Here is a 14084-nt window from a genome sequence, read left to right as displayed (position 1 = left end):
CCTGGCTCAAGTCAGCAGGACTCCTGGCCACGCAGCTGGCCGTCGCCGATCACCACGTACTTCTCGCAGGTCAGCCCTTCCAGGCCGACCGGGCCACGGGCGTGCAGCTTGTCCGTGGAGATGCCGATCTCGGCACCCAGGCCATATTCGAAGCCATCGGCGAAACAGGTCGGGGCGTTGAGCATGACCGACGCCGAATCGACCTCGGCGAGGAAACGCCGGGACTGGCCCTGGTGCTCGGTGACGATCGCATCGGTATGGTGCGAGCCATAGTGATTGATGTGCTCGATGGCGGCATCCAGGCCGTCGACCACGCGGATCGAGAGGATGGCCGCCAGGTACTCGGTGCGCCAGTCCTCTTCGCTGGCGGGCAGCGCCTCGATGATCTGGCGGGTGCGTTCGCAGCCACGCAGCTCGACGCCCTTGTCGCGCAGGCGACGGGCCATTTCCGGCAGGAAGTCGGCGGCGATGCGCTGGTCGACCAGCAGGGTTTCCATGGCGCCGCAGATCCCGTAGCGGTAGGTCTTGGCGTTGAACGCGATGCGCCAGGCCTTCTCCAGCTCGGCGTGCTCGGCGACGTAGACATGGCAGATACCGTCGAGATGCTTGATCACCGGGACGCGGGCGTCGCGGCTGATACGCTCGATCAGGCCACGGCCGCCACGCGGGACGATCACGTCGACGAACTCCGGCATGCTGATCAGCGCCCCCACCGCTTCGCGGTCGATGGTTTCCACCACCTGCACCACCGCCGGCGGCAGGCCAGCCTCGGCCAGGCCACGCTGGATGCAGGCGGCGATCGCGCGGTTGGAGTGGATGGCCTCGGAGCCACCACGCAGGATGGTCGCATTGCCCGACTTCAGGCACAGGCTGGCGGCATCGATGGTCACGTTGGGGCGCGACTCGTAGATGATCCCGATCACTCCCAGCGGTACCCGCATCTTGCCGATCTGGATGCCCGACGGACGATGGCTCATGTCGCGGATCGCCCCCACCGGGTCCGGCAGGCCGGCGACCTGGCGCAGGCCGGCGATCATGCCATCGATGCGCGCCGGGGTCAGGGCCAGGCGATCGAGCAGCGCCGGCTCCAGGCCATTGGCACGGCCGCCTTCGAGGTCGCGCCGGTTGGCCGTGGTCAGCTCTTCGCGCGCGGCATCCAGCGCATCGGCGGCGGCCAGCAGGGCACGGTTCTTCTGCGCGGTGCTGGCCCGGCCGATCACCCGGGAGGCCTCGCGGGCGGCTCGACCGAGGCGGGTCATGTAGTCAGAAACGGACTCAGTCATGGGCTTTGTGTCTTGGCGAAGGGGAAATCGGCTGATTATAACTGCCGCGCGGATATACGCCCAGCGGTGGCTGGCAGATGGTAGTCATTGCGTAGGAATAATCTGCAGGAAAGATGTAACCGCCATTGACGGAGGCCGCTGGAAATCAACCCGCACAGTGCGCGCTCGTGACCCGCGCTGCTGGCAAGCGTCGTCGAATTATCTGGCTGCGCGGCCGTCTGAGAGGCCAACCACCCTTTCTTCGACCAGGCGACCGACTGCTATGATCCAGCCCCCCGCACCACGAGCCCATGAGATGCCCGATCCGTCTTCCCGACCGGCCTTGGCCTTGCCGGACAGCTTCTTCGACCGCGATGCCCAGACCTTGGCCCAGGCACTGTTGGGCAAGGTGATCCGGCACCGCCATGGCGACCTGTGGCTGGCCGCGCGGATCATCGAGACCGAAGCCTACTACCTCACCGACAGAGGCAGCCATGCTTCGCTGGGCTACACCGAGAAGCGTCGCGCGCTGTTCCTCGATGGCGGGCATATCTACATGTACTACGCTCGTGGCGGCGACTCGCTGAACTTCAGTGCCCATGGCCCTGGCAACGCCGTGCTGATCAAGTCGGCCTACCCTTGGGTGGACGCACGCTCGAACGAGAACAGCCTGGCGCAAATGCAGATCAACAACCCCGACGCCAGTGGCGCGATGCGCCCACCCGAGCGCTTGTGCGCAGGGCAGACCTTGCTGTGCCGGGCCCTGGGCCTGAAGGTACCGCAATGGGACGCCAAGCGTTTCGATCCTGAACGTTTTTATGTGGAAGATTGCGGTATCAAAGTGAAACACATTATTCAGACCACCCGCCTCGGCATTTCCCAGGGACGTGATGAACACTTGCCCTACCGTTTCGTCGATGCCGAGCATGCGCGCCACTGCACACGCAACCCGCTGCGCAGGGGTCAGGTCGAGGGCCGGGATTTCTTCATCATCGAACAAGGAAGCTGATATGGGCCAATGGCTCGACAGCCTGACCGGATGGCTTGGCGCCAATCCGCAATGGCTTGGTGTGGCGATCTTTCTGGTCGCCTGCGTGGAATGCCTGGCCATCGCCGGCGTGATCGTGCCCGGCACGGTATTGCTGTTCGCCGTCGCGGTACTGGCCGGCAGCGGCGCGTTCTCGCTGGGCGAGACGCTACTGCTGGGCTTCGCCGGGGGACTGCTCGGCGACGCCCTGTCCTATGCCCTGGGCAGACGCTTTCATCAGAACATCCGTCGCCTGCCGCTGTTGCGCCAGCATCCCGAGTGGATCGGTGGCGCCGAGACCTACTTCCAGCGCTATGGTATCGCCAGCCTGCTGGTGGGCCGCTTCATCGGCCCGCTGCGCCCCATGCTGCCAATGGTCGCCGGCATGTTCGACATGCCACTGCCACGCTTCATCGGCGTGAGCATGGTCGCCGCCGCCGGCTGGTCGGTCGCCTACCTGCTGCCTGGCTGGGCGACCGGTGCGGCGATGCGCCTGCCCTTGCCGGAAGGCTTCTGGCTGGATGCCGGAATCATCGCCGCAACCCTGGCCGTGCTGATCGGCCTGAGCATCAACAGCAGCCTGCGCAGCCAGCGCCACGGCACACGCCTGATCGCGGCGGTCAGCTTCCTGGCGCTGCTGGCGGTGTTCTTCGGCTGGCCCTACCTGCATGAGTTCGACCAGGGCGTGATGACGCTGATCCAGGAACATCGCCGCCAGGCCCTGGACAGCGCGGTGGTGGTGGTCACCCGCCTCGGGGATTTTCGAACCCAGCTGATCCTGGGCCTCCTGCTGACCGTGCTGCTGCTGGTCGCCCGCCAGTGGCGCCATGCCACGTTCGCCTGCGCCGCGCTGCTGGGCACGGCAGTGGCCAATGGCACGCTCAAGTGGCTGTTCGCCAGGGCCCGTCCGGAGGTGCTGACCGACCCGCTGACCAGCTACAGCATGCCCAGCGGTCACAGCTCGGCGTCCTTCGCCTTCTTCCTGACCTTGGCCGTGCTCGCCGGCCGCGCCCAGCCGGCCCGCATGCGACTCACCTGGATCACCCTGGGTTGCCTGCCGGCCCTGGCCATCGCGATGTCACGGGTCTATCTCGGCGCGCACTGGCCGACCGACGTGCTGGCCGGTTCGTTGCTGGCCTGTTGCCTGTGCGCCGCCAGCCTGGCGGTGGTGCAACGCCGCCAGCCGCTGGAGGCGCTGGCACCACGGGTCTGGTGGCTGATCCTGCCAGCCTGCGTGGCGCTGTTGTCGTTCTTCGCGCTATACGCCCTGCCCGAGGCCATCTCGCGCTATCAGTACCAGTTGCTAGATGCGCCATTGCCCTAGCCCCGAGTGGCCCTGCAAACACCCGGTACTGAAAGCGCCCATCCAGCGACAGGGTGGCGAGTGGCCGCTCAGGCGAACAGCTCGCCTTGCATCCGTTCCAGCAGGGTCTGGATCATGTCCAGCCGCTGTGGCGGCGAGTCCATCGCCAGCAGGTCGAGCTTGTCTTCGTCCATCAGCGGCAACAGGTAGGCCAGCTGGTTGGCCAGGGCCTGCTGGCCAGCCACCGGGCGTGGCATGTCCAGGGCTTCGACCATCGGATGTTCGCCCAGGGCCTGGAGCAAGGCCAGAAGGTCATCGTCACGTTCGGACAGCGGGCTGTCGGCCAGCTCTTCCAGCCAGCGAACCTCGCCGAGCAGGAGCTGGTCCTTCGACACTTCGGTGCGTTCGAGCTCGAAGCGGCGCACGCCCTCGACACGAATGCCGAGCAGGCCATTGTCCTGCTGGCTGAAATCGCGGATCAGCGCCTCGCAGCCGATCGAGGCGACCACTGGCGGTGCCTTGCCGACCTGCTCGCCCTCGAGGATGCAGACCACGCCGAAGCCCTCGCCCTGCTTCATGCAGCGGCCGATCATGTCCAGGTAACGCGCATCGAAGATCTGCAGGTCGAGCATGCAGCCGGGAAACAGCACGGTATCGAGGGGAAACAGCGGTAACGTCATCATAGATCCTCAGGCCAGCAGACTCACCGCCAACGGCAGGAATACCGCCGTGGCCACTCCCATCAGGCTCATCGCCAGCGCGGCGAAGGCACCACATTCATCGCTTTCCTGCAGCGCCACCGAAGTGCCCACCGCATGCGCCGTCACGCCGAGCGCCATGCCCCGCGCCTCGGGGCTGCGCACGCCGAAGCGCGACAGCAGCGCCGGGCCGAGGATCGCCCCCAGCACCCCGGTGATCAGCACGAACACAGCCGCCAGCGCGGCGACCCCGCCGATCTGTTCGGCTACCAGCATGGCGATCGGCGAGGTGACCGACTTGGGCGCCATGGTCATGAGGATCATGTGCTCGGCGCCGAACCAGCTACCTAGCAACAGACAGGATCCGGTGGCGAACATTCCGCCGAGTACCAGCGTAGTCAATGTCGGCCAGAACAGCTGGCGGATGCGCCGCAGGTTGAGATAGAGCGGCACGGCCAGGGCCACGGTGGCCGGGCCGAGAAGAATGTTGAGGATCTCGGTGCTCGTGCGGTATTCGCCGTAGCCGATCCCGCATGCCAGCAGCATGCCGATCACCAGCAGCATCGAAAGCAGCACCGGCTGCAGGAAGATCCAGCGCGTTCGTTCGTACAGCGCCAGCGCCAGCTGGTAGGCGCCCAGGGTGATGCCGATGCCGAACAGCGGATGATGCACCACCGCGCTGCCCGCCCCTTGCCAGTCGAGGATCATGGCTGTTCCTCGCGCTTGCCCTGGCGCTGGATGAGCTTGTGCATCAGCACGCCGACGAACGCCAGGGTGAACAGGCAGGAAATGACCAAGGCGCCGACGATGGCCCAGAAATCGGCCGCGATATCCCTGGCATAGACCATCACGCCCACCGCGGGCGGGACGAGCAACAGCGGCAGGTAGCGCAACAGGCTGCTGGAGGCTTCGGTCAACGGCTTGCCGACCTCGCCGCGCAGCATCAGGAACACCAGCAACAACAATAGCCCGATGATCGGGCCCGGGAGGATGGGCAGCAGCAGGTGATTGAGCGCCGTGCCCAGCAGCTGGAACAGCACCAGCCAGGTCAAACCTCGCAACAGCATAGACATCTCCTTCGAGCGACACGGCCATTATAAGCATGCTGTCCGTCACGGCCCGATAGCCATGCAGCCCGCGAAACCGCCAACGGATCGGCAAGCGCTGATCCACTCCGATATTCGGGCATGTTGCACGGCGGGCGCAGCTGTTTCAGCGCTGGCATTCTACGGCATACTTGCGCCCGTCTCTCGCCTGGAATCGATCATGCGCCCGCTGCTGCCCCTCGCCCTGACCCTGCTGCTCGCCGCATGTGGCGACGGCGAGTCCTTGCTGCCACCGGATGCGCGCCTGCCGGACGGCGGCCGCTACCGTGGCGAGGTGGTCGACGGGCTGCTGCAAGGCCAGGGGCGCATCGACTACCCCAACGGCAGCTGGTATGCCGGTGGCTTCGTCGACGGCCAGTGGCACGGCCAGGGCCAATGGCATGGCAGCAATGGCGAATCCTATCGCGGCGAGTTCGCCCAGGGCCTGTTCCATGGGCTGGGCGAGCTGGTCACGCCCGGCAGCCGCTACAGCGGCACCTTCAAGCATGGTCGCCGCGACGGCGAAGGCACGCTCAAGGAGCGCGACGCGGTCTATCGCGGCGAATTCAAGGATGACCAGTATTCCGGTGCCGGCCAGCTCGAACTAGCCGACGGCAGCCGCTACCAGGGTCTGTTCGCCAATGGCAAGCCAAACGGCGCCGGGGTGCGCAGCGACCCTGACGGCAACCAGTTCAGCGGCCTGTTCGTCGACGGCTTGCTGCAAGGCAGCGGCACCTTCACCAGTGTCGACGGCGAGCAGTACACCGGCGAGTTCAAGGACAACCGCCTCGAGGGCCGTGGCCGCTACGAAAACGTCGACGGTGATGTCTGGATCGGCGAATTCCGCAACGGCTCGCTCAGCGGCGAAGGCGAGTTGCTCGGCAGCGATGGCAGCCGCTACAAGGGCGGTTTCCGTGATTGGCGCTTCAGCGGCCAGGGCCGCCTGCAGCTGGCCGACGGCAGCCATTACGTCGGCGGCTTCGAAAACGATGCCTACCATGGCCAAGGGCGCCTGTCGCTGCCCGATGGGCGGGTCGAGGCTGGCCAGTGGGCCAACGGTGTCCGCGTACGTGATGAGCATGGCAGGTTGCTGCCCGACCCGCTGGAGCTGGCCTTGCTCAACCAGGGCAGGTTGCTCGATCAGGCCCTGGCGGCGCTCAGGCCGTCAAGGCCCGCCATCGAGCTGTACAGCCTGGTGGTGGCCGGGGATGGCCAGCAGAGCGTGTTCCTGCGTGAAGCCGACTACGTCACGCAGCTGCTCAAGGTCCGCTTCGGCGCCCACGGCCAGGTGACCCTGGCCAACCATCGCGACCACCTGGCCGATCGCCCCATGGCGACTCGCGAGAACCTGGCCCGCAGCGCGCAGGCCCTGGCGCAGCGCAGCGGCCCGGAAGACCTGATCTTCATCTACCTGACCAGCCATGGCAGCCAGGATCATCACCTGGTCCTCGACCAGCCGCGCCTGCAACTGGCCGACCTGTCCGCCGACGAACTGGCCAGCGCCCTGGCCCCGCTCAAGCAGCGCAACAAGGTGATCGTCGTGTCGGCCTGCTATTCCGGTGGCTACATCGCTCCGCTCAAGGACGAACACACGCTGGTCATGACCGCTTCGCAGGCGGACCGGGTATCGTTCGGCTGCTCGGAGGAAGCGGATTTCACCTACTTTGGCGACGCCCTGTTCGGCCAGGCGCTGAACCACACCGACGATCTCGAACAAGCGTTCGAACTGGCGCGCGCCACGGTTGCCGAACGAGAACGACAAGAAGGCTTCGAAGCCTCCGAACCACAGATCTGGGCACCTGCGCCCGTGCTCGCGCACTGGCAACGCCTGCGCCGTCAGCAGGCCCAGGATGCCTTGCGGGACGTGGCACCGCCGCCTGCTGCCAGACAGGCGCAGAAAGCGGACAGCCACTAAGCTGACTGGAAAAAAAGGAGAAACAGCATGTACTTGACTCCTCAGCATGTCCTGCTTGCCGGAGCGACCGGATTGACGGGGGAACACCTGCTGGACCGGCTGCTCAACGAGCCGACCATCACCCGGGTACTGGCGCCGACCCGCCGGCCGCTGGCCGAACATCCTCACCTGGAAAATCCGGTCGGTGATCCGGCCGTGTTCCTGCCGAGCCTGGCCGGGCGCGTCGACATCGCCTTCTGCTGCCTGGGCACTACCCTCAAGCAGGCCGGCTCCGAAGCGGCCTTCCGCGCCGTGGATCTGGACATGGTCGTGGCGTTCGGCAAGCGCGCCCGGGAGCTGGGCGCCAGGCACCTGCTGGTGGTCAGCGCGATCGGTGCCGATCCGCATTCGTCGATCTTCTACAACCGGGTCAAGGGCGAGATGGAAGAAGCGCTCAAGGCGCAGGACTGGCCGCAGTTGACCATCGTGCGGCCCTCGCTGCTGATCGGTGAGCGACTCGAGCAGCGCCTGGCCGAGCGCATCGCCGCGCCGCTGTCCAAGCTGGTGCCAGGCAAGTACCGGGGGATCGAAGCCTGTGCCCTGGCCCGAGCCCTCTGGCGCCTGGCGCTGGAAGAGCAGGATGGGGTGAGGATCGTGGAGTCGGATGAACTACGCCGACTGGGCAAGTAGCCAGGTGGCACGCGGTGCGATGATGGGGCTCCGGGCAATTGATGGTCAGGCCGCTGCCAGCCCCCTCGCCCGTTACAACCCGCCGCTGGCCTGGAACCCCACGCCCAGCACCGTCAGCACCGACAACGGCAATAGCAGCGTGTCGAGCACCAGGCTGCCAGGAAGGTCCAGTCTTGGGTGGGCCGGGGCTGGCGCGCCGAAGCGGTCCATGGCGCAGCAGCCGCCACCGATGGCGTACAGGTCCAGCCGGGTTCCGGCGTAGACCACTGGCGCCCCTGGCCTGGCCGCATCCAGCGTGCGTACCGTCGCGCAGCCGCTGGACAGCGCCAGCAGCCCGGCCAGGCTGGCGGCCAGGCGCCCCCTCACTCTTGCGCCCCCAGATGATGCTCGCCCCAGCGCGGCAGCATGTCCTGGGGGATGTCCAGCAGGTTGAGGATGCGAGCGACGACGAAGTCGACCAGGTCGTCGATGGTCTGCGGCTGATGATAGAAGCCTGGCGCGGCCGGCAGGATCACTGCGCCCATCCGCGAGAGCTTGAGCATGTTCTCCAAATGGATGGTCGACAGCGGCGCCTCGCGCGGCACCAGGATCAGCTGGCGGCGCTCCTTGAGAGTGACGTCGGCCGCCCGCTCGATCAGGTTGTTGCACGCGCCGGTGGCGATCGCCGACAGGGTGCCGGTGGAGCACGGCACCACGACCATGGCGGCCGGCGCGCCGGAGCCGGACGCCACGGGCGACATCCAGTCTTCCTTGCCGTACACGCGGATCTGGCCAGCCGCGGCACCGGTGTACTCGGTGAGAAACGCCTGCATCGCCTGGGGCTTGGCCGGCAGGATCACGTCGGTCTCGGTCGACATCACCAGCTGCGCGGCCTTGGAGATCAGAAAGTGGACTTCGCGGTCCTCGCGTACCAGGCAGTCGAGCAGGCGCAGGCCATACTGCGCCCCCGAGGCCCCGGTCATCGCCAGCGTGATGCGCTCTGGCCCGCTCACCGCAGCGCCTCGGCCAGCTTGCCATGCAGGCCGCCAAAGCCGCCGTTGCTCATGATCACCACTTGGGTGCCAGGACGCGCCTGGCCCTTGACGCGCTCGATGATCGCTTCGAGGCTGTCGGCCACCACCGCTGGCACTTGGCACTGCGCCGCGGTGGCTGCCAGGTCCCAGCCAAGGTTCGCTGGTGCGTACCAGATGACCTGGTCGGCGGCGGATACGCTCTGCGGTAGGCCATCGCGGTGAGCGCCCAGCTTCATGGAGTTGGAACGTGGCTCGATCACCGCGATCACCGGCGTGTCGCCGACGCGCTTGCGCAAACCGTCCAGGGTGGTGGCGATGGCGGTCGGATGATGGGCGAAATCATCGTAGATGGTGATGCCATTGACCTCGGCGACCTGCTCCATCCTGCGCTTGACGCTCTTGAAGGCGCCGAGCCCCTCGATCGCCATGGATGGCACCACGCCTACGTGCCGCGCGGCGGCCAGCGTGGCCAGGGCATTGGCCACGTTGTGCTGGCCGGTCAGCGACCATTCGACCACGCCTTGCAGCTGGCCATCGAACAGCACTTCGAAACGTGAGCCATCGGCACTGAGCAGGCGCGCCTGCCATTGGCCACCGTCGCCGGTGGTCTGCACCGGAGTCCAGCAGCCCATGCCGATCACTCGCTTCAGGGCTTGCTCGGTGGTGGGATGAACGATCAGGCCCTGGCTGGGAATGGTGCGTACCAGATGATGGAACTGCCGCTCGATCGAGGCCAGGTCCGGGAAGATATCCGCATGATCGTACTCGAGATTGTTGAGGATGGCGGTACGCGGGCGGTAGTGGACGAACTTCGAACGCTTGTCGAAGAAGGCACTGTCATACTCGTCGGCCTCGACCACGAAGAACGGCGTTTCGCCCAGGCGGGCCGACACCGAGAAGTTCTGCGGCACGCCGCCGATGAGAAAGCCGGGGCTCATGCTGGCATGCTCCAGTACCCAGGCCAGCATGCTGCTGGTGGTGGTCTTGCCGTGGGTGCCGGCCACCGCCAGGACCCAGCGTCCTTGCAGCACATGGTCGGCCAGCCATTGGGGGCCGGATACGTACGGCAGGCCCTTGTCCAGTACATGCTCGACCGCCGGGTTGCCCCGCGACAGGGCATTGCCGATCACCACCAGGTCAGGCGCCGGCTCGAGCTGGACAGGGTCGTAGCCCTGGGTCAGCTCGATGCCCTGGGCCTGAAGCTGGGTGCTCATCGGTGGGTAGACGTTGGCGTCCGAGCCCGTCACCCGATGGCCGAGCTCCTTGGCCAACACCGCCAGTGAGCCCATGAAAGTGCCGCAAATACCGAGAATGTGAATATGCATGGTCGACCTCGCAAAACGTCGAGGCAGGGTAGCCCAGGCCGCGGCAAATCGCACCCGCTGTTTGGCTCAGCGGTTGCGCCCGATGCCATGCCGGCGAAGCTTGCGATACAGGGTGTTGCGGCTGATCCCCAGCTGCTCGGCCACCTGGGTCATGTGCCAACGATGCTCTTCGAGCATGGTCAGCAGCACGCCGCGCTCGGCATCCTCGAGACGGCCGGTGGCAGGCGTGATCGCCACCGGCGCTGGTGGCGCTCCCTTGCGGCGAATCGGTGGCGGCAGGTCATCGAGGCCGATCCAGCCGGTTTCGCAAAGCGCCACCAAGGTGCGCAGCACATTGCGCAGCTGGCGCACGTTGCCTGGCCAGGCGAAATCCAGCAGGGCCTGGCGCGCGCCTGGCTCGATCCTGACGGGCTGGCCGTTGGCCTCCTGCTGCATCAGCAGGTCCAGGAGCTGCCCCTTGTCGCTGCGCTCACGCAAGGCAGGCAGAGCGATTTCCAGGCCGCTCAGGCGGTAGTAGAGGTCTTCACGGAAGCTGCCCTGCTCCACCCGCTCGAGCAATGCCTGATGCGTGGCACTGATGATTCGCACGTCCACGGCTTGGGGCTCGCCTCCGATCGGCACCACCTGGCGCTCTTCGAGCACGCGCAGCAGTCGGGTCTGCAGGGCCAGCGGCATGTCGCCGATCTCGTCGAGCAGCAGGGTTCCGCCATCGGCCTGCAGCAGCTTGCCACGCATGCCTTCCTTGCGTGCCCCGGTGAAGCTGCCGCCGCGATAGCCGAACAGCTCGCTCTCGATGAGGTGTTCCGGGATCGAAGCGCAATTGATCGCCACGAAGGGCTTGTCGCGGCGCCGGCTGGCCTGGTGCACGGCCTGGGCGAACGCTTCCTTGCCCGTGCCGGTCTCGCCTTGCAGCAACAACGGCACATCGCGCTCGAAGACCCGCACGGCGCGGCGAAAATCGTTGCCCAGCGCCGGATCGAGCAGGCAGATGCCGCTACTGGGCCCGGCTGCCGACGAGAGCGACGCCAGGGGTATCGACCAGGCTGGCGTCGATGCGCGGCCGCGCACGCTGGCGTAGGCCTGCCGACCATCACCCAGGCGCAACGGCCAGACAGTGCTGCCCTGGGGCATGGCACGCCCGAGCAGGTCCTCGGTACGGCAGGCCAGGAAGCGCTCCAGCGGTTCGCCGAGCAACGCGCCGCGAGCGCTATCGAGCAGGTTCAGAGCGCCCTGGTTGGCGGCGCGGATACGCCCCTGGGCATCGAACGCCAGCAGCGCTTCACTGAACGAGCCGACGGACTCGGCCTGCAGATGCAAGCGCAGCAGCCACTGGTCTTCGAACTGGCGCAGGAAGCAGCAGCTTTCGATCATCCTGGCCGACAGGCTGACCAGCGCCATGGTGTGGAACTGGCTCTGGCGCGACACGTCGAGGCGCGCCGAGGAAACATCGAGCACGGCCAGCAGCTCGCCATGGGGGTCGAACACCGGGCTCGCGGAGCAGGTCAGCCCGGTGTGCCGCCCACGGAAATGCTCGTCGCGGTGGATGGTCAGCGCCTGGCGTTCGATGACACAGGTACCGATGCCGTTGGTGCCCTCGCGGGCCTCGCTCCAGTCCGCGCCAAGCCACAGCCCGGCACGTTCGAAGACCTGCTGCTCGCTGGGCGTCGTGACGCAGTCGAGGATGATGCCGCGGGCGTCGGTCAGCAACACGGCGTGGCCTGCGCCGCATAGCTGGCGGTGCAGGCTGTGCATCTCGTCATGGGCGATCCGCAGCACCTGGCGCAGGCGCTCGCGGCTTTCCCGCAGGCGGGCCTGCTCCAGCACCACGGGAGCCTGGGCGACGCTCGGGTCGAGATGGTAGTCGTTCAGGCAGCGCAGCCAGGAACGGGCGATCGAAGGGTCGCTGCCCGGCCCGCTGGCCTTGCCGCGGGCGACCGTCACCACCTGGTCGGCATGCTGGATGAAGGGATTGCTCTGCATTGTTGTTGTGCCCCGCAGATAGAGTCTGCCCAGCATCCTCCACCTCCCGGTGCTTTGCAACGATCCCCAGCCTCCGACCAGGCGCAGCGTGTCGGAAACGGTACAAAGTGTCATCGGCGAGTGTCGCAAAGCGGGTACGAAAGCCTGCGGCAGATCACCTGCCCCGGCCAAAGGCCGCTAGCCAGAGCGGTTTGCGACAATGGCCCGAGGTTTGCTCTACGCTTTGCAGACTCCACAACAAAACCACAGACAGGAGACACACCATGCGTTACGCACATCCCGGCACCGAAGGCGCGAAAGTGTCGTTCAAGGCACGTTACGGCAACTATATCGGCGGTGAGTTCGTGCCTCCGAGCAAAGGTGAATACTTCACCAATACCTCCCCGGTGAACGGCAAGCCGATCGCCGAATTCCCCCGCTCGTCTGCCGAAGACATCGAAAAAGCCCTCGATGCCGCCCATGCCGCCGCCGATGCCTGGGGCCGTACCTCGGTCCAGGATCGCTCCAACACCCTGCTGCGGATCGCCGACCGCATCGAACAGAACCTCGAACTGCTGGCGATCACCGAGACCTGGGACAACGGCAAGCCGATCCGCGAGACCCTCAATGCCGACATTCCGCTGGCGGCCGATCACTTCCGCTACTTCGCCGGCTGCATTCGTGCCCAGGAAGGTTCTGCAGCCGAGATCAACGACAGCACCGTGGCCTATCACATCCATGAGCCGCTCGGCGTGGTCGGCCAGATCATCCCATGGAACTTCCCACTGCTGATGGCTGCCTGGAAACTCGCCCCGGCCCTGGCTGCCGGCAACTGCGTGGTGCTCAAGCCAGCCGAGCAGACCCCGCTGGGCATCAGCGTGCTGGCCGAGCTGATCGGCGACCTGTTGCCACCTGGCGTGCTCAACATCGTGCAAGGCTATGGCCGCGAAGCCGGCGAGGCGCTGGCCACCAGCAAGCGCATCGCCAAGATCGCCTTCACCGGCTCCACTCCGGTCGGCTCGCATATCATGAAGTGCGCCGCCGAGAACATCATCCCGTCCACCGTGGAGCTGGGCGGCAAGTCGCCGAACATCTACTTCGAAGATGTCATGCAGGCCGAAGCGTCGTTCATCGACAAGGCAGCCGAAGGCCTGGTGCTGGCCTTCTTCAACCAGGGCGAAGTGTGCACCTGCCCATCGCGCGCGCTGGTTCAGGAATCGATCTACCCGCAGTTCATGGAAGTGGTGTTGGAAAAGGTCAAGAAGATCAAGCGCGGCGACCCGCTGGACACCGAGACCATGGTCGGCGCCCAGGCCTCGCAGCAGCAATTCGACAAGATCCTCTCTTACCTGCAGATCGCCGAGCAGGAAGGCGCCGAGCTGCTGGCCGGCGGCCAGGTGGAAAGGCTCGAAGGCAACCTGGCCACCGGCTACTACATCCAGCCGACCCTGCTCAAGGGCAGCAACAAGATGCGCGTGTTCCAGGAAGAGATCTTCGGCCCGGTGGTCAGCGTCACGACCTTCAAGGACGAAGCCGAGGCCCTGGCGATCGCCAACGATACCGAGTTCGGCCTCGGCGCCGGTGTCTGGACCCGCGACATCAACCGCGCCTACCGCATGGGTCGCGGCATCAAGGCCGGTCGCGTCTGGACCAACTGCTATCATCTGTACCCGGCGCACGCGGCCTTCGGTGGCTACAAGAAGTCCGGCGTCGGTCGCGAGACCCACAAGATGATGCTCGATCATTACCAGCAGACCAAAAACCTGTTGGTCAGCTACGACATCAATCCGCTGGGGTTCTTCTAAGCTGCAAGCTGCAAGCTGCAAGA

Annotated in this window: 13 protein-coding genes; 5 read left to right on the top strand and 8 right to left on the bottom strand. The window is 66.1% G+C overall.

All coding sequences use genetic code 11. The annotated features are described in order from the left end of the window. Nucleotides 1–11: 11 nt before the first annotated feature. The gene (locus ACY8GK_RS18635) at nucleotides 12–1283 is read right to left on the bottom strand and encodes a glutamate-5-semialdehyde dehydrogenase (RefSeq protein WP_196178164.1); all 1272 of its coding nucleotides are present in this window, start codon (nucleotides 1281–1283) and stop codon (nucleotides 12–14) included. Nucleotides 1284–1578: 295 nt separating this feature from the next. Here ACY8GK_RS18635 and ACY8GK_RS18630 point away from each other — a divergent pair, with 295 nt between their 5' ends. Together ACY8GK_RS18630 and ACY8GK_RS18625 are read left to right on the top strand one after the other, a co-directional pair. Continuing rightward, entirely contained in the window at nucleotides 1579–2271 is a 693-nt protein-coding gene (locus ACY8GK_RS18630; protein ID WP_462401785.1) for a DNA-3-methyladenine glycosylase, read from the top strand. 1 nt (nucleotide 2272) lies between these two features. Then, entirely contained in the window at nucleotides 2273–3613 is a 1341-nt protein-coding gene (locus ACY8GK_RS18625) for a bifunctional DedA family/phosphatase PAP2 family protein (protein WP_462401784.1), read from the top strand. 68 nt (nucleotides 3614–3681) lie between these two features. Here the strand turns inward: ACY8GK_RS18625 and ACY8GK_RS18620 are convergent, their stop codons facing one another. From ACY8GK_RS18620 to ACY8GK_RS18610, 3 genes are read right to left on the bottom strand one after another with little or no spacing between them, the layout of a single operon-like run. Beyond that, nucleotides 3682–4272, bottom strand: a complete 591-nt coding sequence (locus ACY8GK_RS18620) for an LON peptidase substrate-binding domain-containing protein (RefSeq protein ID WP_462401783.1) — start codon at nucleotides 4270–4272, stop codon at nucleotides 3682–3684. Between the two features lie 9 nt (nucleotides 4273–4281). Beyond that, complete coding sequence (locus ACY8GK_RS18615; protein ID WP_196178172.1) at nucleotides 4282–4998, bottom strand: LrgB family protein; 717 nt, start codon at nucleotides 4996–4998, stop codon at nucleotides 4282–4284. Then, complete coding sequence (locus ACY8GK_RS18610; protein ID WP_196178174.1) at nucleotides 4995–5357, bottom strand: CidA/LrgA family protein; 363 nt, start codon at nucleotides 5355–5357, stop codon at nucleotides 4995–4997. Before ACY8GK_RS18610 ends, ACY8GK_RS18615 begins: the two co-directional genes overlap by 4 nt. 199 nt (nucleotides 5358–5556) lie before the next feature. On the opposite strand from ACY8GK_RS18610, the gene ACY8GK_RS18605 reads away from it, so the two are divergent. Together ACY8GK_RS18605 and ACY8GK_RS18600 are read left to right on the top strand one after the other, a co-directional pair. Further along, the gene (locus ACY8GK_RS18605; protein ID WP_196178176.1) at nucleotides 5557–7290 is read left to right on the top strand and encodes a C13 family peptidase; all 1734 of its coding nucleotides are present in this window, start codon (nucleotides 5557–5559) and stop codon (nucleotides 7288–7290) included. Between the two features lie 27 nt (nucleotides 7291–7317). Then, complete coding sequence (locus ACY8GK_RS18600; RefSeq protein WP_196178177.1) at nucleotides 7318–7959, top strand: oxidoreductase; 642 nt, start codon at nucleotides 7318–7320, stop codon at nucleotides 7957–7959. Nucleotides 7960–8031: 72 nt separating this feature from the next. On the opposite strand, the gene ACY8GK_RS18595 is transcribed toward ACY8GK_RS18600, so the two are convergent. From ACY8GK_RS18595 to ACY8GK_RS18580, 4 genes are all read right to left on the bottom strand, one after another. Further along, nucleotides 8032–8313, bottom strand: coding sequence for a YceK/YidQ family lipoprotein (locus tag ACY8GK_RS18595; protein ID WP_196178358.1), 282 nt, complete (start codon nucleotides 8311–8313; stop codon nucleotides 8032–8034). An 8-nt stretch (nucleotides 8314–8321) separates the two neighbouring features. Next, nucleotides 8322–8951, bottom strand: a complete 630-nt coding sequence (gene ubiX / locus ACY8GK_RS18590) for a flavin prenyltransferase UbiX (RefSeq protein WP_196178179.1) — start codon at nucleotides 8949–8951, stop codon at nucleotides 8322–8324. Then, nucleotides 8948–10297 (bottom strand): UDP-N-acetylmuramate:L-alanyl-gamma-D-glutamyl-meso-diaminopimelate ligase, encoded by a 1350-nt coding sequence (gene mpl, locus ACY8GK_RS18585; protein ID WP_462401782.1) that lies wholly within the window; start codon nucleotides 10295–10297, stop codon nucleotides 8948–8950. Before mpl ends, ubiX begins: the two co-directional genes overlap by 4 nt. 66 nt (nucleotides 10298–10363) lie before the next feature. Beyond that, entirely contained in the window at nucleotides 10364–12277 is a 1914-nt protein-coding gene (locus tag ACY8GK_RS18580; protein ID WP_462401781.1) for a sigma-54-dependent Fis family transcriptional regulator, read from the bottom strand. 263 nt (nucleotides 12278–12540) lie between these two features. On the opposite strand from ACY8GK_RS18580, the gene exaC reads away from it, so the two are divergent. Then, nucleotides 12541–14061 carry an acetaldehyde dehydrogenase ExaC gene (gene exaC, locus ACY8GK_RS18575; protein WP_196178185.1) on the top strand — a complete coding sequence of 507 codons (1521 nt, stop codon included), beginning with the start codon at nucleotides 12541–12543 and terminating at the stop codon, nucleotides 14059–14061. Nucleotides 14062–14084 lie beyond the last annotated feature (23 nt).

The sequence above is a fragment of the Pseudomonas sp. Marseille-QA0332 genome, assembly GCF_054950175.1.
The sequence above is the reverse complement of the archived record's forward strand: the minus strand, read 5'-3'. Positions and strand labels throughout refer to the sequence as shown.